The 23,203-nt window shown below is 70.0% G+C and carries 18 protein-coding genes and 2 pseudogenes; 7 read left to right on the forward strand and 13 right to left on the reverse strand.

Translation table 11 applies throughout. The features are described from left to right. Positions 1 to 818: 818 nt before the first annotated feature. Both ACIQUT_RS32705 and ACIQUT_RS32710 read right to left on the reverse strand, forming a co-directional pair. A complete protein-coding gene (locus ACIQUT_RS32705) occupies positions 819 to 1,502 on the reverse strand; it encodes a DUF899 family protein (RefSeq protein WP_403568319.1) in 684 nt (227 codons plus the stop codon). 221 nt (positions 1,503 to 1,723) lie between these two features. After that, positions 1,724 to 2,173, reverse strand: coding sequence for a hypothetical protein (locus tag ACIQUT_RS32710; RefSeq protein ID WP_403568321.1), 450 nt, complete (start codon positions 2,171 to 2,173; stop codon positions 1,724 to 1,726). 181 nt (positions 2,174 to 2,354) lie between these two features. Here ACIQUT_RS32710 and ACIQUT_RS32715 point away from each other — a divergent pair, with 181 nt between their 5' ends. Then, positions 2,355 to 2,507, forward strand: coding sequence for a hypothetical protein (locus ACIQUT_RS32715; protein WP_403568323.1), 153 nt, complete (start codon positions 2,355 to 2,357; stop codon positions 2,505 to 2,507). Between the two features lie 340 nt (positions 2,508 to 2,847). On the opposite strand, the gene ACIQUT_RS32720 is transcribed toward ACIQUT_RS32715, so the two are convergent. The 4 genes and pseudogenes from ACIQUT_RS32720 to ACIQUT_RS32735 form a co-directional block, all read right to left on the reverse strand. Beyond that, positions 2,848 to 3,222: a hypothetical protein gene (locus ACIQUT_RS32720; RefSeq protein ID WP_403568325.1), complete on the reverse strand. Its 375-nt coding sequence runs from the start codon at positions 3,220 to 3,222 to the stop codon at positions 2,848 to 2,850. Positions 3,223 to 3,341: 119 nt separating this feature from the next. Further along, complete coding sequence (locus ACIQUT_RS32725) at positions 3,342 to 6,125, reverse strand: hypothetical protein (RefSeq protein WP_403568327.1); 2,784 nt, start codon at positions 6,123 to 6,125, stop codon at positions 3,342 to 3,344. Between the two features lie 129 nt (positions 6,126 to 6,254). Further along, positions 6,255 to 7,905, reverse strand: a pseudogene (locus ACIQUT_RS32730) (AMP-binding protein); the annotation flags it as partial. Positions 7,906 to 7,955: 50 nt separating this feature from the next. Continuing rightward, positions 7,956 to 10,559, reverse strand: a complete 2,604-nt coding sequence (locus ACIQUT_RS32735; RefSeq protein ID WP_403568328.1) for a Pls/PosA family non-ribosomal peptide synthetase — start codon at positions 10,557 to 10,559, stop codon at positions 7,956 to 7,958. A 480-nt stretch (positions 10,560 to 11,039) separates the two neighbouring features. Between ACIQUT_RS32735 and sbnA the strand changes: the two genes are divergently transcribed. Continuing rightward, positions 11,040 to 12,023 carry a 2,3-diaminopropionate biosynthesis protein SbnA gene (sbnA, locus tag ACIQUT_RS32740; RefSeq protein WP_403568330.1) on the forward strand — a complete coding sequence of 328 codons (984 nt, stop codon included), beginning with the start codon at positions 11,040 to 11,042 and terminating at the stop codon, positions 12,021 to 12,023. A 734-nt stretch (positions 12,024 to 12,757) separates the two neighbouring features. Here sbnA and ACIQUT_RS32745 read toward each other — a convergent pair. Together ACIQUT_RS32745 and ACIQUT_RS32750 are read right to left on the reverse strand one after the other, a co-directional pair. After that, positions 12,758 to 15,208 (reverse strand): SpoIIE family protein phosphatase, encoded by a 2,451-nt coding sequence (locus ACIQUT_RS32745; RefSeq protein ID WP_403568379.1) that lies wholly within the window; start codon positions 15,206 to 15,208, stop codon positions 12,758 to 12,760. A gap of 661 nt (positions 15,209 to 15,869) precedes the next feature. Beyond that, entirely contained in the window at positions 15,870 to 16,010 is a 141-nt protein-coding gene (locus ACIQUT_RS32750; RefSeq protein WP_403568331.1) for a hypothetical protein, read from the reverse strand. Between the two features lie 123 nt (positions 16,011 to 16,133). On the opposite strand from ACIQUT_RS32750, the pseudogene ACIQUT_RS32755 reads away from it, so the two are divergent. Beyond that, positions 16,134 to 16,529, forward strand: a pseudogene (locus tag ACIQUT_RS32755) (transposase); the annotation flags it as partial. A 58-nt stretch (positions 16,530 to 16,587) separates the two neighbouring features. Here ACIQUT_RS32755 and ACIQUT_RS32760 read toward each other — a convergent pair. Further along, positions 16,588 to 17,487: a LysR family transcriptional regulator gene (locus ACIQUT_RS32760; protein WP_403568333.1), complete on the reverse strand. Its 900-nt coding sequence runs from the start codon at positions 17,485 to 17,487 to the stop codon at positions 16,588 to 16,590. A gap of 106 nt (positions 17,488 to 17,593) precedes the next feature. On the opposite strand from ACIQUT_RS32760, the gene ACIQUT_RS32765 reads away from it, so the two are divergent. Genes ACIQUT_RS32765 through ACIQUT_RS32775 form a run of 3 tightly spaced genes read left to right on the forward strand, consistent with a single transcriptional unit; the run spans position 17,594 to position 18,939 of the window. After that, the gene (locus ACIQUT_RS32765; RefSeq protein ID WP_403568334.1) at positions 17,594 to 18,331 is read left to right on the forward strand and encodes an SDR family NAD(P)-dependent oxidoreductase; all 738 of its coding nucleotides are present in this window, start codon (positions 17,594 to 17,596) and stop codon (positions 18,329 to 18,331) included. After that, positions 18,331 to 18,723 carry a nuclear transport factor 2 family protein gene (locus ACIQUT_RS32770; RefSeq protein WP_403568336.1) on the forward strand — a complete coding sequence of 131 codons (393 nt, stop codon included), beginning with the start codon at positions 18,331 to 18,333 and terminating at the stop codon, positions 18,721 to 18,723. The genes ACIQUT_RS32765 and ACIQUT_RS32770 overlap by 1 nt, the downstream gene beginning before the upstream one ends. A gap of 6 nt (positions 18,724 to 18,729) precedes the next feature. Continuing rightward, the gene (locus tag ACIQUT_RS32775; RefSeq protein WP_403568337.1) at positions 18,730 to 18,939 is read left to right on the forward strand and encodes a 4-oxalocrotonate tautomerase family protein; all 210 of its coding nucleotides are present in this window, start codon (positions 18,730 to 18,732) and stop codon (positions 18,937 to 18,939) included. Between the two features lie 186 nt (positions 18,940 to 19,125). Here the strand turns inward: ACIQUT_RS32775 and ACIQUT_RS32780 are convergent, their stop codons facing one another. From ACIQUT_RS32780 to ACIQUT_RS32795, 4 genes are all read right to left on the reverse strand, one after another. Then, on the reverse strand, positions 19,126 to 19,410 hold the full coding sequence (locus tag ACIQUT_RS32780) for an acetyltransferase (protein WP_403568339.1): 285 nt from the start codon (positions 19,408 to 19,410) through the stop codon (positions 19,126 to 19,128). Positions 19,411 to 19,983: 573 nt separating this feature from the next. Next, positions 19,984 to 21,090: a hypothetical protein gene (locus ACIQUT_RS32785; protein ID WP_403568341.1), complete on the reverse strand. Its 1,107-nt coding sequence runs from the start codon at positions 21,088 to 21,090 to the stop codon at positions 19,984 to 19,986. 523 nt (positions 21,091 to 21,613) lie between these two features. Beyond that, positions 21,614 to 21,994, reverse strand: a complete 381-nt coding sequence (locus ACIQUT_RS32790; RefSeq protein ID WP_403568343.1) for a hypothetical protein — start codon at positions 21,992 to 21,994, stop codon at positions 21,614 to 21,616. A 17-nt stretch (positions 21,995 to 22,011) separates the two neighbouring features. After that, positions 22,012 to 22,290: an NAD(P)-binding domain-containing protein gene (locus tag ACIQUT_RS32795; protein ID WP_403568345.1), complete on the reverse strand. Its 279-nt coding sequence runs from the start codon at positions 22,288 to 22,290 to the stop codon at positions 22,012 to 22,014. An 89-nt stretch (positions 22,291 to 22,379) separates the two neighbouring features. Between ACIQUT_RS32795 and ACIQUT_RS32800 the strand changes: the two genes are divergently transcribed. Beyond that, positions 22,380 to 22,805: a winged helix-turn-helix transcriptional regulator gene (locus ACIQUT_RS32800; RefSeq protein ID WP_403568347.1), complete on the forward strand. Its 426-nt coding sequence runs from the start codon at positions 22,380 to 22,382 to the stop codon at positions 22,803 to 22,805. The last annotated feature ends 398 nt before the right edge of the window (positions 22,806 to 23,203 follow it).

Here is a 23,203-nt window from a genome sequence, read left to right on the forward strand (position 1 = left end):
GCGGATGCCGAGGCGGACCGCGGCCCGGTCCGGGCCCACAGTGACGTGCCGGTCGAGCAGGTCCGGCAGGTCCCGGTGGCGGGCGCGCGAGGGCGGCTGCCTGGTCCGGATGGACTTCGGGGACCTCGGCCTCCCCGATGAGGCGGACCGGCAGGCCGGCTCGGACGAGGTGACCGACCGCCATTGCGGTAACCCGCGGCCGGCACCGCGGCAACGGCAGCCACCGCCAACGCCTGCCTCAGCCGGTCCGCCGCCACCCAGGCACCGATCGGGTCCCGCGGAGCCGCTCGGACCGCCTCCGGGCTGACGGCCTCCCCCACCACCCGCAACCACCCGCGCCCACAGACCCCCGCCGGCGTCGGCAGCCGGCACCAGACCCGAGCCTCTCGCGCACGCCAGGCCGCCGGCGGGACCCGCAGCCGGCGCGCAGCCTGCCCTCGTCGCCCACACACACACGAACCGAACGCGCCGTGAATCGTCGGCCAGGGTCTTCTTCTCCATCTGGGTGCCACACGCCCTGTGACCGATGCAGCTCACGAACCGGCCAAGAGACTCGCCCCGCTCAGCAACGCAACCCGTCGCGCCATCGCGACCCACAGGGGACGATCCAGCCACCGGCCCCATCGAACCGCCGTTGCCCGGCTACGCCCAGGAAGGCGTTGTAGGTGCTTCGCGCCGACTGCAGAGCACGGAGGGCTGGTACATCGCCGCCAGCGATCCGGGCGAGAAACAGCTGGCCTGAAGGCACGCTCCAAGGCCGCCCAGCGCGCGAATCGGCGCGATTCATGCTGGGAGCTGGCACCGCCGGGTGCCGGGGGTCAGTAGCCGAGGCTCGGGTACCAGTCGTCGCGACCCTGCGGGGTCAGGTCGAGCAGGTGCCAAACGGAGGCCAGGAGGTCGATGCCGCGCTCGTCGATGTCTTCGGCCATGCGCGGGTGGGTGGAGTAGAAATGGCGGACCGTGCCGTCGCCGTCCCGGGTGAAGACGGAGATCGTGGAATCCTGTTCGCCGTCCTTGTCCTCGCTGCCCAGGTCGTACTTGAACATGCTGTCGCCGCAGCTAAGGAGCCGTAGTCGGTGCCAGTCACGGTTGCGGGCGTGCTGTCGGAGGGTGGGCACGTCGGCTGCCGCGGCGATGACGAAGTCGGCGTTGCGGGCGATGTGGTGGGCGATGCCGTTGAAGCCGTCGATCCAAAGGGTGCACATCGGGCAGGGCTCGGTCTGCAGCTTGCCGTACATGAAGTGGTAGACGATCAGCGGGCGGTCCGCGGCGGTGAACAACTCGCCCAACGTGCACTCGCGGACCGGTTCGTCGCCGGAGTCGAGGTCGGCGGGGCCCTCGAGGAAGACGTAGTCGTCGACGGGTGGCCCCTGAGGCAGCGCCCGTCGTTGGGCTGCGACCTTCTCGCGGTGGCGCATGAGATCGATCTCTGCCAGGCGCAGCTCTTCACGGGCGTCGATGTAGTCCGCCGATTCGCCGGCCAGTCTGGTGTGCCGCAACATCGCGTCCTCCTGGGTTGGCCATCCCCCCACCCGGTCCGGATCACGAGCTCTCAGTTCCCGCGCTCCCGAGCGGATCTTTTGAGTCTATGGCAGCTCCGTCTCCGCTGACAGTCGGGCTGCCGTCCGGCTCTGCGCTGATCGCGAGGACGCCCGAACACCCACCCGACCGGCTTGACCAAAGACATAAGGGCGCCCCTCCCGCTCGGTGTAACGCTCCCGAATTAGTGCGCAAATCTGCACCAGCTCATAAACAAATCCACAAATCTTGGCCTCGAACCGCCAGTGCGTGGTCGCACGGCGCCCGTCGAGGAGCCCGGCTGCGGCCAGCACCCCGGCCCCGTGCAAACCGAAGCCACCCGCCGGCTCTCCCGCGCCAGGCGCCGAACGTGCCCGACGAGCCGGCCGTCCGCCGCCGCCCGCTCGAACCCCGTACCGCCCGAGACGATCAGCGTGTCGAGGGGACCGGTCAGCCGCTCGAGCGGCTGCTCGCTGCCGAGGACGAGACCCGAGCCGCAGACGAGCGGGCCACTGCCCGGGCCCACGAGAAGCACCCGGTAGGGGACCGAGGGCGCGCCGATCCCGTTGGCCATGGCCAGGGTCGTCGTCACGCACGCGATGTCCAACAGCTCGGCCGCCTCGTACCCGACCACCACCATGAGCCGCTCCGCCATGCGCCCGACCCTATGCCGGAAGGACGGGTACCCCAAGGGGACGGACACGGCGACCGGTCCTGGCTTCCCGCCGCCTCCGCCGCCGGGGACCTTGGACTGGGCCGTACCGCCCGCACCACCGCACTCGCCCACATGCCCCCGGGCCCCCGGGCCCGCCTCTCGGAGAACTGGAGGCACCCGGATGCACACCCTCGCCCGCCGCTGGCCCACGCTGATCGCCCTGGTCCTCGCGGGCCTCACGTTCGTCGACGGGCTACCCGCGCCGGAGTTCCTCGCGGGAGTCCTCGCCGCGACGACTGAGCGCAGGCGCTTGCCGCCGGATCACTGCCCCTGAACCCAACCCCCGACCGTCAGAGAGCCACCGCAGCCCGCGTCACAGAACGAGGCGCCCGCGACTAAAGACGACGTCGTCCTGATCCTGGACGCCGTGGGGTTGCCCGCCGACGACGACACCCTCACCGCCCTCTGCCCCTATTTCCCCTCCCCGAGCGACACCGGCACGACAGGAAAGCACGTGGCTTTCCACCCCGACAGCCACCCGTATTGAAGGTCGACCTCGGGGAAGACACGATGACGGTGCGCCGCATCATGGACATGCGCCCATCGTCCCGTCCGCCTGCGGCCGCAATGACGGTGTTCTGTCACATCCGAACACGCGGGCGGTGCCCGAGGGGCTATCGGGGGCCGACGATGCCCATGTGCAGGGCCAGTGTCATGAATGCCGCGGTCAGAGCGGGCGCGCCCGCCTGCGCCAGGTAGGCCACGAAGCCGCCCATCAGCTGCTGGAGCCGTGACGGCGACGGCTCGTCCCCGGCCGCCTCGCTGCGCAACGCGTCCAGGGCCCGCCGCGCGCCGTCTGCCTGGTCGGCGGACAGGTCCAGCCGGGAAATGACGCCGAGCATCAGCTCGACGAACGGGGCCACCGCACCCGAACCGGCGTCGGCCGAGATGGCGGTGGAGGTCTGCGTGGCGTTGTCACCGGTCTGGAACTGGCCGGTGGCGGCGCCGTGGATGGTAATGCCGCGGCCGCCGCTCTGGTTGTCACTCATCGTTTGCCCCTCCTCGTCCTTGGGCTCGTTCGTGTGCTCGTTCGTGTCCAGGTCCTCGTCCTCTCCGTCTTTGAGTGCCGTCTTTCCCGTGCGTACCGTTGCACGCGGCATTGCGTGCGTCAGCCGTTCGCGGGCTTGCCGAGGCACTCGATCCCGTCCGGGCCGCCGAACGCGGAGCAGGAGACGCGCTGCAGGGGCGGCTCGTCCGGCTTCGGCATGGCGGTCACTCCGGGAGCGATGTGAACCCGGGGCAGTTGCGCGAAGGCGCCCGCGAGGGCGGTGGTCGAGCCGCCGTCGCTCAGGTCGGTGCTGGCCAGGCCGATGTACCGGCCGGTGGTGAGGTCGAGCGTGCAGGTCTTCGTGCCGTTCGGATACGGCTCCTGGCGGCCGGTGTCCTCGTTGATCCCCCTGCCGTCCGGGTCGAACGCGCCGGGGGTGGCCGGCCCCTCGTCGCAGCCGAACCATTCGGGTTCTCCGTTGAACGGACGGGAGAGGCCCCGTGCGTTGCCCGTGATCTTCGCGGTCAGCTTCATCTTCGTGTTCAGGGGGACCACGAACTCGCATGTGCGCCGGGACGGCGGCTTCTTGTCGGGGTCCAACGGCGGCTGGACGCAGGGCCCCGTGCCCGGGGTATCGGGGGTGACGGCGACCTCGAAGTCGGTCGCCCCCAAATCGACCGCCACCAGGGCGGTTTGCGGTGCAGCGGGGAACCGGTCCGTGGTCCGCCGCGCGCACTCCCGTCGCGCGGCCTCGTCGTCGGGGCTGGTGGTCGTGGCGCAGACGGTGCGCTCGCGATCCGCCCGGACGGTGCAGGCCGTGGAGGATGGGCCTTCCTCGCATCCCCAGTAGACGATGCTCACGCCCTGCGGGAGCGTGCCGGCTGGGACGACCTGCACGGGCCCGCGCTCGCCCTTGGCCACCCGTGAGACCTTGGTGCAGTCGGTCTTGCCGGTGCCGGTCGGGCAAGGGCTCTCCGGGGTGCCGGGCATCTCCTTGACTTCGAAGAGGCTGGTCGCGACGTGTACGTGCAGGGGGACGGTCGGCGGGGTCCCGACAGGGGCGGCGCCCCTGCCCAGAATGGTCACGGTGCCGATGGCGGATGCCGCGATCAGTGAGCCGCCGATGACCACCTTGGCGAACAGGGGCAGCCCGCCCGCATGCGCGGGCGGTGTGGGGAGTCCCGGGCCGGGGGTCGGCACCGGCGGGTCTGCCGGAGGCGCCGCAGGGTGTGTCGGAGGAGCGCCGGCGTCCGCGGGGTGGGCGGGGTCGGAGTGCGTGGCGGACCCGGTTCCGGGCGGGCTGGCGTCGCTTGCGGGCTGCGCGCCGCCGCTGTGAACGTCCGTACCCCCACCGGTGTCCGTACTGGTACCTGTCCCCGTATCCGTGCCCGCGCCGGAATCGGTGCCCGGAGCCGGTCCGGGGCCGGGCCCGATCTGTGCCTGGGCGCCTTCGGCGAGGGCTGCGCCGGCGGGGTCGCCCAGGGCGTGCCAGGCCGCCGCCGCGGTCCCGAACGCGGCGGCCGCGGCGAGACGATTGCCGGTCAGCCACGAGCGCACGCCGGACTCGTACGTGAAGTACGCGTGGGCGCGCTCGTCACCGGCATGGCGGGCCGAGGCCAGGCCCCGGCTGAGGATGCGGTCCCATGCGCCCCAGCGGAGGGAGCACGCCGTGCCGGGGGCGGCGGCCCGAGTGAGGGCGACGCCCAGGTCCGGCCGCCCCGCACGGCCGACGGCCTCGGCGAGCCCGGCGATCAGCAGACTGTGGTCGGCCAGGGCGGCGGGCTCGGTCCGCCGGTCTGCGGCCCACGCGGTGAGCCGGATCGTCGCCTCCGCGACTTGCTGCGGGGCGAGCGCAAGCCCCTCCGGCCACGGGCCTCCCGGATGACCGGCCAGGCGGACGTGCGGCCCGGTGCGGTTCAGCAGCCCCAGCACGGTCAGCCGGTCGACGGCCTCGCCGACGGCGGTGCCGGTCGAGCCGGGCACCAGCAGTGTGAGGACGTCCACGGTCGCCTGCGCCCTCGGTGCCACCGCGAGGAACGCCAGGACGTGCCGGGACGCGCCGCCGAGCCGGGCCACGGCCCTGCGCAGCAGTTCCGGGACCTCGGCGGGCGCCGGCAGCACGGCCTCCCCGGCGGCCGCGCCGTCCCCGCCGGGGCACGCCAGGGCCGCGGCCCTGACCAACGCCGCGGGATGCCCCTCGCTCGCCCGCCACAGCGCGGCCGCCGCTTCCGCCTCGGCCGGCAGCAGCGGGCGTTCCAGTTCGCGGGCCAGCAACTCGTTCCCCGCCGACCGGGAGAGGCCGGCGAGGGCGACGGCTTTGCCCTGCCCCCACAGCAGACGCTCGCGGGAGGTGAACGCCAGCGCGCCGGACGGCACGGTGTCCAGGATCCGGGTCAGTCCACGAGCCGGCACGTCAAGGTCGTCGATGACGACGCAGAGCCGGAGGTCGGCCAGCAGGCGCTGCAGTTCGGCCTCGCCGGGGCGGTAGCCCGGGGCGTCCCAACAGGCCTCGAACAGGCTCTGGGCCAGGTCGTCCACGTCCTTGCCGTACCCGTCGAGGAACACCACGCCGTCGTGGTGGCCGACCTCGAACACGGCGTGGCGGACGAGGGTGCTCTTGCCGATGCCCTCGGGGCCGTGCACCCCCGCCGGCATGTTGCCCGTGATGCTGCGGACGAGCGCCGCCAGTTCGGCCTCCCGGCCGAGCGGCGGGCGATCCGCACGGCGCGGCAGGCGCTCGATGTGCTCACGACGGACCGGTTTCGGCCGCTTGGCCGGCCCCACCACGGTCACCGCCGAGTGCGTCGCGTTCACGACGACGCTCAGGACGTCGTTGTGGTCGCCGGTGACGAACTGTCCGACCGCGTCGCCGTGCACCGACAGGTTCCGGTCCCCTTCCGCCATTGCCCCTCCACCCTTGGCATCAGAACGTCCCTGGCAGGATTCCGCAGCGGTGCGGCCCGCGATACCGGAATGGTGCGTTCCTTGTCATTGCGTGGGCGACGAATCGATTCACCGCGCCGTCTGGCGGCCGGAGGTCTCGGTCAGCCCGTAGGCGTTGACGAGCTTGATGCGGGGCTGGACGGCGAACCAGCGCTGGGCGAGTTCCTTCTTCAGAGGCTCACCCGTGACCGACACGTAGCGCAGGTCCGGCAGCGTCCGGGTGCTGCTCGAGATGCGACACGACGACATCCAGGTAGGAGGGGACGACCTGCAACACGCTGACCCGGCCGTGGACAACGGTGTCGACGAACCGTGGGGCGTCGAGGATCGCTTCCTGCTCGATCAGCAGGGTCCGTCCGCCGGCCAGCAGCGCGGCGAGCAGTTGCCACAGCGAGATGTCGAAGCACTGGGGCGCGGTCTGGGCGACCACCTGGCCTGCACCGATCCCGAAGTCGTCGATCTTGGCGTAAAGGTGGTTGAGCATGCCTTCGTGTTCGCACATGGCCCCCTTGGGCTCGCCCGTCGAGCCGGAGGTGAAGTAGATGTAGGCCAGCTGGTCGGGCGCCACGTCGATCCCGAGATCGGTCGCACAGAGCTCCTGGTCGTAGGCGGTTTCGACGAACAGCTTCTCGACTGCGGGCCGGGCGGCACGGGCCGGCCCGAGGGCGGTGGCGGCGGTTGGCTGGGTCACCACGAGCCTGCATCCGGCACGGGCCAACATGGCCTTAATGCGTCCGGCGGGCAGGTGCGGCTCGACGGGCAAGTAAGTGCCGCCGGCCTTGAAGACGGCCAGGACCGCGGCCAGCCAGTCCAGGTTCCTCTCCATCGCCACCGCCACCACCCCTTCACGCTGCAGGCCTCGGGCCCGCAGGGCGCGGGCCAGGCGGTTGGAGCGAGCGTTGAGCTCCTGGTAGGTCCACTGCCGGTTGCCGAGCCGGGCGGCGACGGCGTCCGGGTGCTGCCGTACGCGCTGCTCGAACAGCTCGTGCACCCGGTACTCGGGCAGGACTCGGCCCGGCCCGGCGAGGCCGTGAAGCTGGAACCGGAGCTCCTCGGCCGACAGCAGGCTCTGACCTGTGTGATCGGCATCGGGGTCGGCAGCGATCAGGGCTAGTGCGGTGAGGTGGTACCCGGCGATCCGGGCGGCGCAGTCCGCGTCGAGAACGTCGGTGCGGTAGCGCAGCCGCAGTACCAGCCGGTCGTCGCCGTGGGGTGCGATGCCCACCCACAGGACCGGCTCCGCGGCCGGCTCGTCGTGGGCTGCAGGGAGGTCGGCGCTGATGCCGTGGGGATCGAGCACCGTCTCGAAGAGCGTTCTGGTCAGGCCGAGTTCACGCCGGAGACGGTCGAGGGGAAAGTCCTGGTGCACCTGCAGGTGCGCGAGGGTGTCGCGGGTGCGGTAGAGCAGGCTCTTCCATGATCCGGGACCGGCCGTCAGTCTGCAGGGCAGTGGCCGGCCGCCGACGGCCGCAACGTAACCGGTGGTGACCTCTTGTTCGTCGCTCAGCGCAGCCAGCACCTTCGCGTGCGCGGCCAGCAGCACACAGTTCAGCGGTACCGCCAGGTCGTCTGCCAGTCGGCGCACTGCTGCGGCCCGGCCAGACGGGACCGGCGCCTCGTACTCGGCTACGCCCGCGACCGGTACCCGCGTCCATCGGGGGAGGAGCGTGGAGCCGCCGCCGGCGGCGGCGGTCAGGACGCCGTGCCAGAACTCTCTGCCGGTTGTTGCCTTGCGTGCCATGGGGGTCTCTCCTTTGCTGGTGCTGGTGCCGGTGCCGGTGCGGATGGGCGTCAGGCTTCGCCGAGCAGGCCAGGGTGAGTGGGCGCGGTGCCGGCCGGGTGTGCCGACGTCGTCGTGGGCGGCGGGGTGCCGACAGGCATCTGCTGGGCCGGGTTTCCGCCCCATTCGGCCCGTCGCGGGACCTGCTCGCCCTTCATCAGGAAGGAATCGCAGGCGAGGCCGGCACCGTCCTCCAGCGCCACGCCGTAGTGGACGAATGCGCCCACTCCGAGGGTGCAGCCGTCACCGATCGTGGTGCGGTCGGACTTGAAGGCGCCGTCCTCCTGCGAGTGGCACTGGATCACCGTGCCCCAGTTGAGCGTGCAGTCGTCCCCGATCGTGACGAGGGTGCGTTCCGGGAAGGCGCAGCCGTCGTCGAAGACCCGCTTACCGATCCGCGCGCCCAGCAACCGCCAGACGACGTTCTTGAACGGGGTTCCGTCGAAGACCCGCATGTAATCGAACGACGCCAGTTTCCAGAAGCGCTCGTGCCGCCAGAACGACGGCTCGTAGATCGAGCAGTACAGCGGGACCTGGGGCTTGAATCCCGCGACTGCCCGTTCGAACAGCGCGAAGAGGGCAACACTGGTCAGCAGGGCCAACACACAGGCCAGCATGATCGCCGCAGGGCCCAGTGCAGGGTAGAGGGATTTGGCGCCCAGGGCGACGAGAGTCATGGCGAAGACGTGGATCCACCGTGCCAGCAGGTACAACCCCGCTGTGGCAGCGTTGTGCCGGTTCTTGGCGGCCAGGCGGCGGCGCAGCTCGCTGCCGCTCTCCAGGTCCTGGAACCGGGTGTCACGCATCACCGTGCGCGGGATGGCGAAGGGGGGCGAGCCCAGCAGACCCGTGTTCTCACGGACTTCTCCGTCGACCGGGACCATCACCTTCGTCGCCAGCAGACAGTTGTCACCGGTCCTGGCCTGCGAGGGATAGGCGATGCGGTTGCCGAGGAAACTGTGGGCTCCGATCGCGACCGGGGACAGCCTGAAGGACGTGTTGGAGAATTCGGCATTGATGAGTGACAGGCCGTCGGCGACCATCGTCCCGCTGCCCACCGAGTTCAGGAACGGGTTGTCGTGTTTCACCTCGACACCGAAGTTCGAACCGGTCTGGGTGACGCGGCACAGGTCGTAGCCGAGGTAGCGCAGGTAGTGGACGATCGCGGAGCTGTCCCCGAACAGTGCCCTGAAGAACTTCCTGTTGGTCAGGAGTGCAATGGCCCTCTGCAGACCGTAGTGGAGGCCGTAGAGCGGATAGACCGTGCCCGGCTTGAGCGCCGGATGGAGCAGGCGCGGCACCACGCCCTGGATGATCAGTCCGGCGAGAGCGGCGCCGAAGAACAGCACGAAGGATACGGCCAGAGCCTTCAGATAGAACGTCCCGCTGGTGAACTCCGGTGCTCCGGACCCGGGCAGTGCGCTCAGCTGCGGCAGCTCGTTCAGCAGCACGGCGACACCGCCGGTGACCAGCGGCAGATGCACCAGCAGCAGGGCGAGCAGCTGACCGATGGTGTAGCGGACCTTCCTGGCCGTGGAGCATTCGACGGCACCGACCGTACGGAAGTCCGTGCCGGTGGGTTCGGCCGGCGACCCGTGCCGGCGCTCACCTGCGGGGACGGACTGGCCGGCATGCAGGCTCGAGGCGTGCCCCAGCTGGGACCGGTCGCCCATCGAGGTGTTGATGTCGAGGACGGTCTGTTCGCCGACGAGCACGTCCTTGCCGAGGGTGACCGAGCCGGTCTGGAGCAGACCCGCGTGCGCCCGGTAGCAGGAGAAAGACGCATCCTTGCGGATCACCGCACCGTCACCGACCGTGAGTAGATCGGTGCAGACAGGGACATGCGTGGAGAAGATCGCAACGTTGCGGCCGATACGGGCACCCAGCGCCCTGAGGTACGCCACGTACAGCGGCGAACCGGTGAACAGGCGGGCAGGACTCATGCGGATCAGGGTCTTGACCAGCCACCAGCGCACGTAGCCCAGGCTCCAGACGGGGAACTCCCGGGGCGTGAAACGACCGATGAGGATCCACTTTGCCGCGATCGGCGCCAGGCACAGGCCGACGAGCATCATGCCGCCCGCCAGCACCGACCGCAGGTACGCATCGAGGACACCGGTGCCAGCGCCGACCCACTCGTAGCATCGGACCGTGGCCAGGGCGGCGACGTAGGAAAAACCTAGGAACGCCAGGAACTGCAGCATGCCGCACAGCAGGTACTGCCCTGTGCCCGCCCGCGCCGCCCTCCGGCCCTCCGGAGCGGACGCGGGCGTGCGCGCGGGCGCCGACGCCGGGACGGCCGAACCGGCGGATGGCTGGACGGACTGCTGGACGGACGGTTGGTCGGAGGGCATGGGCGCAGTCGTGGGCGCGGCAGCGGTGAGCGCGGAGACCAGGCCGTTGACCGTGGGGTACCGGTAGACGTCCCTCATCGATACGGGCAGCAGGTCCGCCCGCTTCCTGATCCGGGCACAGAATCGCGCCATCACCATCGAATCAGCGCCCAGATCATCGAAGAAGTCGCTGTCGCCCGACACATGCTCCACACCCACGACATCGGCCAGAACCTCGGCCAGGAGCCGTGCGGTCTCGGCCTCAGCGCCACGAGTTCCCATCGGATCACCGGTCGACAAAAACATGTGTCATCCACCTCCAAATGTGCGTATTCCGCTGTCGGGATATCTTCCGGAATCGATTGCGCTTCAGGCATGGACCGTTTCCGCCTCGAAATGCCTCAGGCATTCAGGGCGGATTCGTGATGCCGCCCCACCAGTAGATGCCGCCTGCGCATGTCCGTCACGCCACTGAATTTCGTAGCTTGACACCGCGCACCCGGAGGGGTACATGAGCGAAAGTTCCGGTCGTCGTCCAGCTGCCAGGAGGGGCATCGTTCCCGCCTCCAGCAGACGGATTCGCGCAGTTACCCGTGATCGTGGCCGACGTCAAGCCCCGACATTGAGTGGCATGACAGAGCCGCGTTCAGCCGGCGTACTGGAGGGACTGCAAGGACGTCACATGAGGCGGCGTCCTGTCCGAGTCGCTGTCGTACGGGCAGACGGCAGCAGACGCCATGAGCACATACGAGGAGGTGGCCCATGACGGTCATATCCACCCCCCAGGAGTTCAATGAGGACGACCTCTACGTCGACCTCAAGGCGATCACCGGGCGCCGGCTGTTCCTCAAATGCGAGGGATTCAATTTCGCCGGGTCCGTCAAACTCAAGGCCGCGAGCGCCATGGTCGAGGCAGCTGAGCGTGACGGCCTGCTCACCCCCGATTCCATCCTTGTCGAGTCCTCGTCCGGCAACCTCGGAGTGGCCCTGAGTATGATCGCCGCCAGCAAGGGGTACCGGTTCGTGTGCGTGACCGACTCCCGCTGCAACCTGCCGACCCGGCTGCTCATGGAAGCCCTGGGCAGCCAGATAGTTATCGTCACCGAGCCCTCCTCGACCGGCGGTCTGCTCGGCGCCCGCATCGACCGTGTCCGGGAGCTGTGCGCCTCGGACAGCAGATACGTATGGCTCAACCAGTACACCAACCCCCACAACCCCCTCGCCCACTACCGCTCCACCGCACCGGCCATCGCCCTCGCCTTTCCCGACCTCGATGTCCTCTTCGTCGGGGCGGGCACCACCGGGACCCTCATGGGGTGCGCCCGGTACTTCCGCACGTGGCACCGCCCGGTCCGCATCGTCGCGGTCGATGCCGACGGCTCCGCCACCTTTGGGCACACCCCCGGTCGCCGTATGATCCCGGGCCTCGGCAGCGGCGTCCGACCCCCACTCCTCGACGCCTCGTACGTGGACGAGGTGGTACACGTCGGCGAAGCCGAGACCGTTCGCACGTGCCACCGGATGGCCCGGCACGGTTTTGTCTTCGGCGGCTCCACCGGCACGGTCGTCAGCGGCGCCGCCCGATGGCTGGCCCGGCAGGAACAGCACGTGACCGCGGTCGCCATCGCCCCAGACCTCGGCGAGCGCTACCTCGAAACCGTCTACCAGACCAACTGGGTGCAGGACCTCTACGGCGAGGAGGCACTCGAACCCCAGACGGTTACCGCCACCGGCCTGCCCGTCTGATCCGCGGGGCCCGGACCATGCCTCCGGCGATCACTCCCGGCCGGGGTCGGCGTACCCGGCCGCCCCCGGAACGGCATTCTCGGCCTGAAGGGCGACGGCGGCGGCATAGCCGTCGTCCACGGCCATCGCACTGACACGCAGTCCCACGTCAGGCCCCGCTCGACTCTGGCGGGCGTGAAGGGGCAGGCAACCGACAACACGTCACCGACCCGGAAGTCCCCCTGATCCACCAATTGGCAAGGGTAGACGGGGCCTTCACGATCCACGCGGGCCTACCAGCCGGGGGGGGGTGTTCAGTGATCGGCTCCGTGGGCCATGGACACCCGGCATAAACCTGCCCGGTGTCGCGGCAGACCTCCGCGGCCGAACCCTCGGGCTCGGTCGGCGGTCAGGACGCGCATGCCGCCTCGCAGAACGGGGCCGGCGGCAGGGCGGGGATCGGCGATGCGGAGGTACCAGCGGTCACCGCACCTCGCTGCTGCTGGAGTGGAGCACGGCCGTCGCGATCTCCCGCACGCGGCCCGGGCGGTCCCCGTGCACTGTTCGACGGCGAGGGAATGCTCGGTGGGCTCGAACTCGATGACAGGGCGCTCACCGACCGGGCGGGCGTAGGCATGCGTCTTCAGGTTGGGCGTCGTGGGCGCACAGGCCGCCCGCCCCTGAGCCGTCAGCGCTGTCGAGCAGTCGCTCGACGACCTCGCACGGTCTGCCGTGCGGAACGGCGGTCCGACGTGTCATAGGGCGTCGTGACGGGAGCCGTGCTCGGTGAGGAGCAGAGCGATGTCGTCGGCACGGTAGGAGGAGCGCCGGGCGTTGTGCAGTAGCCGGTCGGCAAGTTCGTCCAGGGATTCGGCGTGGGCATGGGCCAGGGATGTCCGCAGGCGATCGATCCCCACGTCGATGTCGGCTCCCGGTTCCTCAACCAGGCCGTCGGTGTAGAGGGCGAGGAGGGATCCCGGTGGCAGGGCGATCCGGGTCGTGGGATAGGCGCTCGTGGGCTCCACACCGAGGAGTGGGCCGACGTCGAGGCCAAGGGTGCCGGTCGGGCCGTCGGGACGGCGGAGCAGGGGTGGGAGGTGCCCGGCGGTGACGGCGTGAGCTTGGTGGCTGTGGGGTTCGAGGCGGATGTAGCAGCAGCTGGCCAGTAGCCCGGGGTCGAGATCGATGAGGGTCCGGTTGACGCCTGCCATCACATCGCCGGGTGCGTTGCCCACAGCCGTGAAAGCCCGTACTGCGCTGCGCAGCTGGGCCATGGTGGCTGCGGCGGCGATGCTGTGCCCCTGTACGTCTCCGATGACGAGAGCGACCCCGTTCTCGATGGGGATGACGTCGTACCAGTCGCCGCCGATGTCCATTCCGCTGGTGCCGGGCAGATAGCGCGCGACGGTACGGATGCCTGGGACCACTGGCAGCCGGTGCGGAAGGAGTGTCTGCTGCAGGCCCCGCGCGACGGCGAACTCCGAGTCGTAGAGCCGCGCTCGTTCCAGAGCCTGGGCGATCAGTCCGGCGAGTGCGGTAAGGACGCCGCGGTCCTTCTCCGTGAACCGGTGGGCCTCGTCGAAGCCCAGGACACAGGTGCCGACAGGGCGGCTGGAGGCGATCAGTGGCAGATACGCCCAGGAGCTCACCTCTCCGACAGGGATGCCGGGGTAACCCCGGGAGAGGTCCTGCTGCGACTCGATGAAGAGCGGCGCACCCGAGGTGAGCGTCTCCGTACCGGGCAGGCGGGCGTGCAGCGGAACGCCCTCCAGCCAGTCGAGGAAGTCTTCATGGCGGCCGGTGTGGAAGAGCCGGTGCATCGTCTTGCCGCGGACCTCGTAGATCGCCAGCTGCTGCCCGCCGAACGCCGGCAGCAGCTGGTCGGCCAGGACTTGGCAGACTTCCCGTGCCGTGACCGCCTCCGTCAGCGCGCTGCCCAACTGCAGGACGTGGTACATGACGCCCATCCGCGCCGGCGCCTCTGCGGTCGCGGAGGCGCCGGCCGTTGACGCCGGCGGGGGACGGGTGTCGGGGACCACCCGCCCGGTGACCCCGTCCCGCTGGGGGTGGAGGGAGAAGGCGAGCCACTGGTCGGGCGGGCGGCGGGCCAGGAAGGACGAGGGCGTCTGGGAGATCATCGCGGACCGGTGGCGGTACTCGACGTCCGGGTCCGACAGCCAGGGCACCACGTCCCACAGGACCCGGCCCAGTACTTCCTCACCGGAAACGCCCAACAGCCGCAGGGCGCTGTGGTTGGCGTAGGTCACCCGCCCGTCAGGGGCGAGAGAGAACACCCCGTCCCGCAACCGCTCGACCGCGGCGAGAGCCGCATGGCCCGCCCGGGCGTCCACGACCGAACCGATCAGGTGGATGCGCGCCCCCGCATCGTCGGCCTCCAGTCTGCGCGCCCACAGCTCCACCGTGTGGTGGCCCTCGCTGCCGACCCCGCGCTCCCGTATCCGAAGGCGGCGCGCGGTGATCCGGCCTCCGTCGGCTGCCTCCCGGGCAAGGGCCCGGAACGCGGCAAGATCGCCGGGATGCAGGCAGTCGGCCAGCGTGTCGGCTCGGCCGTCGAATGCACCGGGATCGAGACCGAAGGCCGCGCAGAACTCGTCGTCCACGGTGAAGGTGCCGGAGGCCAGGTCCCAGTCGAACAAGCCCACCCGCACGGCCCTGGCGACGGGAGCCGGGATCTCGACCGGGGCCGTGCCCGGATCACATTCCACCGGATCGCCCGTACGGGCACGCAGGGCAACCAGGGAGTCACCGAGCCGGCCGGCGATGGAGCGCAGCCTGCGGCGCTGGGCCTTGGAAACGACCTCGTTGCCGGGTGAGGTCGCCCAGATGATCGCCAGCGATCCGAAAGTCTCCCCGCCTGCGGCCACCGGCACGGAGCAGGAGCCGAAGGCGTACGGCAGCGCCACGGCGAGCTGGGGAAACCGGCGCATCGTCTCGTCTGCGTCGGCGAGGTGGACGGTGCGCCCGGTGCTGTACGCCACGGCGACGGGAATGGGACTGCTCACCGGAATGAGACGCCAGCCGCCGAGCAGGGAGGGCGTTGTCCCGTACGTCGCAGCCAGCACGATGGACCGGCGGTCGCGGGAGCGAAGAAAGACGCTCGCCGCATGCGCGCCAGTTGCGTCGACGGCCTCGACGACGGCTGCGGCGAGCAGATGCTCGCGCTCCGCCGTCTCACCGACGATCATCTCGTGCACACCTCCAGTCTGCGCACGTCGGTCCCCGGCACCCAACACGGCAACCCAGCGTGACAGGGCGACCGCAGATTGCAGGACCTGGTCCTTGGTGTTCGCCGGGTCGAGGAAGGCGTGGCACGCCTTCAGCTCAGGGCGGAGCGCTGCCGCCGATCTGCAGGCCTTGTGTCCGCACGGCCCACGTCTGCAGCGGGCGAGAAGACCGCGGCGGTCGCGACTTCGGTGCCCCCGACGTGCCGCCGGCTGACCGCCCGAGTCAGGTGCACGGTTCGGCATAGCCGCCCTCCCACGGCGACCGGCCGACATCGGCATGAACCCGCACCACCACGAGATCCTCACCAGGCGTCCGCCGGGGCCTGCCCGGACCACTGGAGAAGAAGAGGCGGAAATCTGCTCCGCCGCCTTCACCACGGCCGGCTCGTGGCCCCAGATCTCGATAGTGATCACACTCGTGCTCGTGTCGGTCGGGAGACACACGCGCCCGCCGCGGTTCCGGCACGGCAGCGAGTCACCCGCATGCGGCGGGGTCCGACGCGACCTCACTTCACTTGGCCCCCGACCGCCCCCGGGTTCAGTCGGGACGGCGAGGCAGGACCCGGCTGTCGATGATCTGCAGCGGGGAGCGGCGTCCCGCGCGGGCGGTATGCACGGCCCGTCAGTCGACCAAGGGGCGGACGACCGGCTGCAGTGCGACGTCCTCGGCGGAGTACAGCGGGACCGTGGTCACCCCGCCCTGCCGCTTGTGGTCCACCTCCACCGACCCCACCCGCCGACGGCGCGGCTGACGAGGCGGCATGCTCGGCTGCCTCCACCACTGCCTCACCAAGCGCACCCCCTACGACGAACTCACCGCGTTCCCCACCCCGGCCGCGCCATAACTCACCATCGCCGCTTTACAGATCAACTGCATCGGATGTCTCTTCGCCCGGTCCTGACCTCGATGCCGGGAGTCGGCGTCAGGACCGCCGCCGTCCTGCTGGTCACCGTCGGAGACGGCACCGGCTTCCCCACCGCCGCCCACCTCGCCTCCTACGCCGGCCTCGCCCCCACCACCCGACAGCCGGGCACCCCGATCCACGGCGAACACGCACCCAGAGGCGGCAACCCGCAGCTCAAACGCGCAATGTCCCTCTCCGCGTTCGCCGCCGTGCACGACCCCGCATCCCGCACCTACTACGCCAGATGCCGGGCCCGGGGAAAGCCCCACACCCAGGCTCTCCTCCGCCTGGCCCGGCACCGCATCAGCGTGCTGTTCGCCATGCTCCGCGACGGCACCTTCTACGAACCCCACATCCCCGAAGCAGCCGTCGCATGACCACCTCGGGCCTGACGAAAGACATAGAGGCCCCCGTTCTCCGGAGACGGATGCTCGGCTATGGGCGCGTCAGGCGGGCGGTCAGTTCATCGACGAACGCCTGCAGGTGGGGCGGGCGGGGGCCCTGGCGGGTGGCCAGGTACCAGGTGCGGGCCATGGGAGTGGCGCCGATCTGGATCAGCGCGAGGCCGTGGGAGTCCGTGTACGGCGCGGCTGCCCAGTTGGGGAGGATGGTCGCGCCCTGGCCGCCGGCGACCATTTCGATGACCAGGTCAGTGATCACGGGCATCGTGGTGATGCGGGCCGGCCGTGCCTGCGGCGGCAGGGGGAGCGGGATCGAGGGGATCCGAGTCTGGTCGTAGGCGTCGTACAGGATCAGGTGGGCGTCCGTGAAGTCCTTTGCCGTGAGGTGGGGGCGGGCGGCCCAGGGGTGGTCTGAGGGGACTACGGCCACCATCTCGTCATCGAAGAGGCGGGTCAGGCTGACCCGGTCCATCTCGGGGTCCGGCTTGGTGACCAGCGCGACGTCCACGCGGTCGGCGAGGAGTGCGGGGACCGGTGCGTCGTCGGGGACGGATTCGATACGGACCTCAGCGTCCGGGTGCCGGTCGCGGAAGGCGCGGATGACCGGGGGCAGCCACTGGAAGGTGGTGCTGCACTGTGCGGTGAAACGCACCCGGCGGTTGCGCCCGTCGCGCATCTCATGGAGGTCGCGTGTTGCCGAGCGCAGCTCGTCCAGGACGTGATGGGCCGCCACCAGCAGGCGTCGGCCTGCGGCGTTCGGGACCAGCCTGCGGCCCGTGCGGTCGAAAAGCGGCATGCCGAGCCGGTCTTCGAGGCGGGTGAGGCGCTGGCTGAGTGCGGGCTGGCTGACGTAGAGGCGTTCCGCTGCTGCGGTGAGGGAGCCGGAGTCGGCGGTGGCGGCGAGGAGCTCGAGGTCGCGTAGATCCACGGTCATAACTGTGGATTATCGCTTACTTCAAACTTCGACGTGGTGTTATTGATCGGCTGCTCCTAGGTTCGATGTGTCGGGATGGATGACAACGAATCAAGGAGTGGCCGGAATGTCGACGAACATCACCGTGGTGGTCACGGGGGCATCGAGCGGTATCGGGCTGGGGATCGCCCGGGCTTTCCTGGCCCGGGGGGCCAACGTCGTGATCAACGGCCGGGATGCGGACCGGCTCGGGAAGGCTGCCGCACGGCTCGGGCAGGGCGAGCGGGTCGCGCAGGTAGTGGGTGGCATCGGTGAAGCGGCGACGGGTGAGGCACTCGTGCGGGCTGCCGTGGAGCGCTTCGGGGGCGTGGATGTGCTCGTGAACAACGCCGGCACCTTCACGCCGAAGCCGTTCACCGATGTCACGGAGGAGGAGCTGGACGGGTACCTGGCGGGCAACCTCAAGGGGACCTATCTGACCACCCAGGCCGTGGTGCGCCGGATGCGGGAGCAGGGCCGCGGCGGAAGCATCGTCAACATCGGTACGGTGCTGGTCGACCACGCGATCGCCGGATTCCCCGCATCGGCTCCGGTCATCAGCAAGGGTGGCGTGCACACGCTCACCACGAGCCTGGCCGCCGAACTCGCGGCGGACGGGATCCGCGTCAACCTGGTGGCGCCCGGCGTGATCCGGACCCCGCTGCACGAGGGCGCGGACGTGGACTCCTTCGGCGGGCTCGCGCTGCTGAACCGTGTGGGCGAGGTCTCCGAGATCGCGGACGCGGTCGTGTACCTCGCAGGTGCCGAGTTCATCACCGGCCACGCCCTGCGCGTGGACGGCGGTCATGTGGCGGGGCGTTCCTGATGACCGCACAGCACGACGTGAACAAGGTGCTCCGGCAGTACTTCGACGGCCTCTACCACGGGGACACGGATCTGCTCGGCCGGGTCTTCCACCCCAGCGCCGTCTACGCCACCGCGACCGAGGGCGGGGGCGGGGGCGAACTGCTGCGGCTGAGCATGGACGAGTACTTCCCGGTGGTCCGCCGCCGTGAACCGCCGGCCGCGCGGGGTGAGGCGCGGCGCGACCGCATCGTGTCGGTCGAATTCGCCGGGCCGGTGACGGCACTGGCCCGGGTGGAGTGCTCGATGGGACCGCGGCGTTACTGGGACTTCCTGACGCTGGTGCAGGTCGAGGGGCGGTGGCAGATCGTCTCGAAGGTCTTCCACTTCGAGACGGTTGAGGATGAGGACTGAGCTGCCATGCCATATGTCAATGTGAAGATCACGCGAGAGGGCGCCACGCCCGGACAGAAGGCCGAGATCATCGCGGGCGTGACCGATCTGCTGGTGAAGGTGCTCGACAAGAACCCGGCCACGACCTTCGTGGTCATCGACGAAGTCGAGCTGGAGGACTGGGGAATCGGCGGACTGCCGGCCGAGGCATTCCGCACGCAGCAACTGGGGAGTTGAGAACGCCGTAAACGACGGAAGCAGGTGCTCGGCAGGTCCCGCCCGGTCGACGATGTCGCGACCGGGCGGGGACAACGACGTGGCCTGTCGACAGCAACGACCCGGCGTCGACGAAGATCCCGGCCGATCACCGCGATCGGCCGGGATCCCGTCTCGAACAGCCACTCGCTACGGCTGCCGACGGGGTCAGCCGAGCTCAAGGCTGGTGATGCCGAACAAGCCGACGCGGTCGATGTGCGGGGGCGCGCCCGTGTACATGCGCGCGGTCTCGAAGGAGGGCGTGAGACCGAGTTGCTCCGCAAGCCGCACAGCCGGTCTGTTGACGTCAGGTGCGTCGATCACGACGGGCTCGCCCGGCAGGGTGTCCGACAGGGTGTCCTCGGCCACCGCCACCTCGGCTTCCAGGGAGGCGCCGCGCATGCCCTCGGGCTGGTGCGAGATACGCGCGGTACCGTCGGCTGAGAGCTCCACTGCCGTCCGGGGGCAGTGCACATCGAACTCCGCCGTCTGCCCGTCCGGGTACCGCCGCATGAGCAGGTCGCCGGAACAACAGCCGCCCCTCGTCGTTTCGCAGCCGCAGCTCGGCCTCGGAGGTCCGGCGACCGTGTTCGTCGTACGCCCATACGTCGAGGACGCCTGCCTGCCACGCCACCATCCGCGCCCCGGGCGGGACTTCACGGCCCGGCACGCGGTAGATCACCGCGCACGGAAGGCCGACGGTCCCCGACGCGCGCCTCCTCGGGGGACAGTGCGCGACCACCGGTAGGGGACGCCGCGTCCCGGAACTCCTCAAAGGTCACGTACGCCATCTCAGGCATCCGCGGTGGTTCCGTCCCGCTCCCGGAGCAGTTCGGGCATCCCTCCACCAGCACCACGACAGCGACCACCTCACCAGGGTCGGAACGGCCGACCCACACGGGATAGGTACCGTCCCCGGTCGTGGCGAAGGCCATGAGTTCGCCGCCGGAAGCCTCGTCCCAGGTGCGCTTCTCGAACACCAGGAGCGGGCGTATTGCGTGCTCCAGGAAACCTGGAGCCGGACGGTCAGCCTGCGATCGAGAGGGTGAACTTCTCTGCGTCCAGGACCCGCTCGTTCTGGATGAACCTCCCGTATTCGCCACCGGCATCCGTGTTCTGCTTCAGCGGGACGTGCCCGCGGACACAGGGTTCGTAACCGGTGGGCTTCCTGCCGAGGAAGTAGTAGATCTTCCACGTGCCGCCCTCGAACTTCGGGAGGATCTCGGCGCAGCTGCCGCCGTCCTGGCCGCCCTGGAAGGTGCCGGCGAACGGGTACTCGTCGCACGAGTCGGTCGGTATGTCGTCCTGCGGGTAGAAGGGGATGCTGCTGCCCTCTTCGCAGGTCCGGTACCGGTTTGCCTTGGCTGCGGCCTCGCTCTTGTTCCGGCTGAGCGGATTGTCCGGAGCCCCCCAGTGGTCGGCGAGCGCGGCCTGGGCATACCAGTAGGTGGCGGCCGCGGTGCCGTACTGGGAGAGCGGCAGGTTCAGCTGGGCCCGTATCTGGCCGATGACGCAGCCGTACCCGGCCGACTCCGCGTCGCAGCGCACCTTCGTGGGCAGCGACCAGTTGTGACTCCAGTCCCCAGGGGTGTCGCCCGGCTGGTAGAGCTGGAGCGCGTACTGCGGCGTGATCTGGGTGACTGTGCCGCTGGCCGGGTAGCTAGAGAACGTGACGTGACTGCTCGCGCTCTGCCCCAGGACGAGGACCTTGGTACCCCACGCGTCGGCGTTGAGCATCCCGCAGGAGTTCGCGCACGAGGCCGTGAGCTTGACGGCGAGGCTCCGGACGTTCCCCTCCAGCCTCGTGACGGTGGCGGTGAACAGCTCGTTCCACCAGCCGCTGCCCGCGTCGAGCGTGGCGGAGCCGCTGAGGCTGATCTCCCCGACGCCCTTCACGGACCCGTTGACCGGGTCGTAGAGGGTGTAGGTGAGCCGCGCGTCGGAGAGGCAGTACGAATGCCGGTCGAAGTGGTAATAGCCGGGCTGGACGGAACACGTCCCAGCGGCCAGCGGCGCGGCGGTGCGACTGCCAGCTGTGCGCGTGACCTCTGTGCAGGCCCTGGCACCGTCCTTGCGGCCCTTCGAAGCGGGTACATCCGTACAGGTCTTACCTGCCGGGAGAGCCGCGCTCATGGACTCCTGACGCGGCCCTGATGCGGCCAGCCGCTGCGGGTCCAGCGCCGTAAGGAGCTGCTCCTGCGCGGGCGGTGCGGTTCCAGGCGGCGCGGCCGTCGCGGTTCCGATGAGAGCGCCAGCGGCGAGGGCGAGTGACGCCATCACCATCAGGCACTGTCGGGCACGATTCACTGGACTCCTTCGAGGTTTTTGATCTTGGCCGATAGGTGCCTCGTTCAACGGGGCACTATCCAGCGCGCCCAAGTGATCGTCAATGACGCCCAACCGGCCAGCTCGCACAGCAAGTTGAGCCGCCACCGGCGCCGACCTTCACCTGGATGGCTTTGTAGACGGGATTCGAGAACGTCTGTTGTCCGGCGGCAGGAACACTCGCCTCATCCGGAGAGTGATGTCGCCGAATTCCGAGAACACCTCGGTGCTTGCTTCAGGACCGTGGTGGTGCTCACGTGCGCGACGCAACGGCCTCGGCAGGACCCACTCGATCCACAGCCCCACGCGGGATCGGCCGGACAAGTCCTGGCTAGTCGTCCACGGCTCCCGGGGCCAGGGCCGGGGCCGGGAACGCGAAGCGGGCCTCGGCGCCCGACCACCAGACACCGATGGCGAAGACAGCAGTGGCCTCCAGCAGGGCAGCGCGATCGATCCCGCCGCAGGGCAGTGGCGTGCAGCCCATGGAGGCGATGAGCTCCGCCACCCGCGTGGCGGCGCCCGGCTGGTCGGTGCAGAACGGCACCGCCAGTGGAGCCCCTTCGAAGGCCGACCGGTCCAGGGTCCAGATGCTCTCGTGGCATACCCCGAACGCCTTCACCACATGAGCGCCGGGGGCGGCGTCCGCGATGAGCCGGGCGACGGAGGTGGCGCCGCCCGTGGTCAGGGCCGGACCGTCCGCGCCCGGCGACATCGGAACAGTGCAGTCGATCACCGTCCGACCGGCGAGCAGGTGGGCCGCTCCTTGGCCAACTGCGGCGCGGCGCCCGCCGGCACGGCGATGAATACCACTTCCCCGTGGGCCGCAGCCGCGGCGAGGCTGCCGTGCCCGGAGGCGCCGGTGAGCAGGGCGGTGCGGGAGGCCGCCTCAGTGTCCCGACCACCCACCCGAACGTCATGGCCGGCCCGTACCCAGGCCGCACCGAGGGCGGTGGCCATCGCCCCTGTACCAAGAATGCCGATGCGCATGTGCTTGCTCCTGTCGTCCATGTCGCGAGATGTGCGAGGTGTGACGGAAAGGACGCCAGGCGCGCCGATGCACACCACATGGTGTGCATCGGGCCGGGCAGGATCAGCGCATGAGCGACGCGGCGGTAGAGGCAGACGAACAAGGCCTGGACGAGGACTTGGGCGGCGGCGAGTACGCCGCGGACTGCCAGGCGAGGGTGGCTTTCGAAGTCCTGTCGAACCGCTGGGACAGCGTGATCGTGTACATCCTCGGCGAGAGCGGACCCATGAGGCCGCGTGCGCTGATCACCCGCATCGGCGGGATCAGCCCCAAGGTCCTCAACGAGGCCCTGCGCCGCCTTGAGTACAACGGCCTGGTCGTACGCCAGGCGTACGCCGAGGCGCCACCACGCGTCGATTACTCCCTCACCGAGGCGGGCCTCGCGCTGCTGGGCCCGATCCGCGCGATGGGCGCGTGGGCCGGACGCTACACCGAAGCCGTCCTGGCGGCCCAGGCTCGCTTCGCACCCCGAGAAGATCGCCCGTACAGGAGCTAGCCAGGACGTTTCACGACCCGGGACTTGGCCGGCAAGCCGCCGCGGCAGGCTGTCGTCGCGCGACACCCGCAGGACTCCGTTCCTGTTTCTCGCCGACATTTCCCGCAGCAGCCTCCCACGGTCGTTCCCAGAATGCCTGCCGACGACGACCAGGAGCTCGTCCTCAAGGACCTCACCCGGGAGCAGGTCCTGGACTGGCGCAACCGGGCCGCCGCCGACCACCAGCGCTGAGGCCGACCCGGCAGCCCTGGGCCCGGCCAGCGCCCACCCGGCCCGGCAAGGACGAGGGAGACGGCGTGCGAGGGATGTTGGGCGACGACAGCCTGCACAGCGGGCTGAGAACGTCCGGGGGCCGGCATTGCCGAAGATGTCGGTGAGAAGTAGGAACAGGCTGGCGC

Source organism: Streptomyces sp. NPDC090445, from assembly GCF_044769385.1.
Taxonomy (GTDB): domain Bacteria; phylum Actinomycetota; class Actinomycetes; order Streptomycetales; family Streptomycetaceae; genus Streptomyces.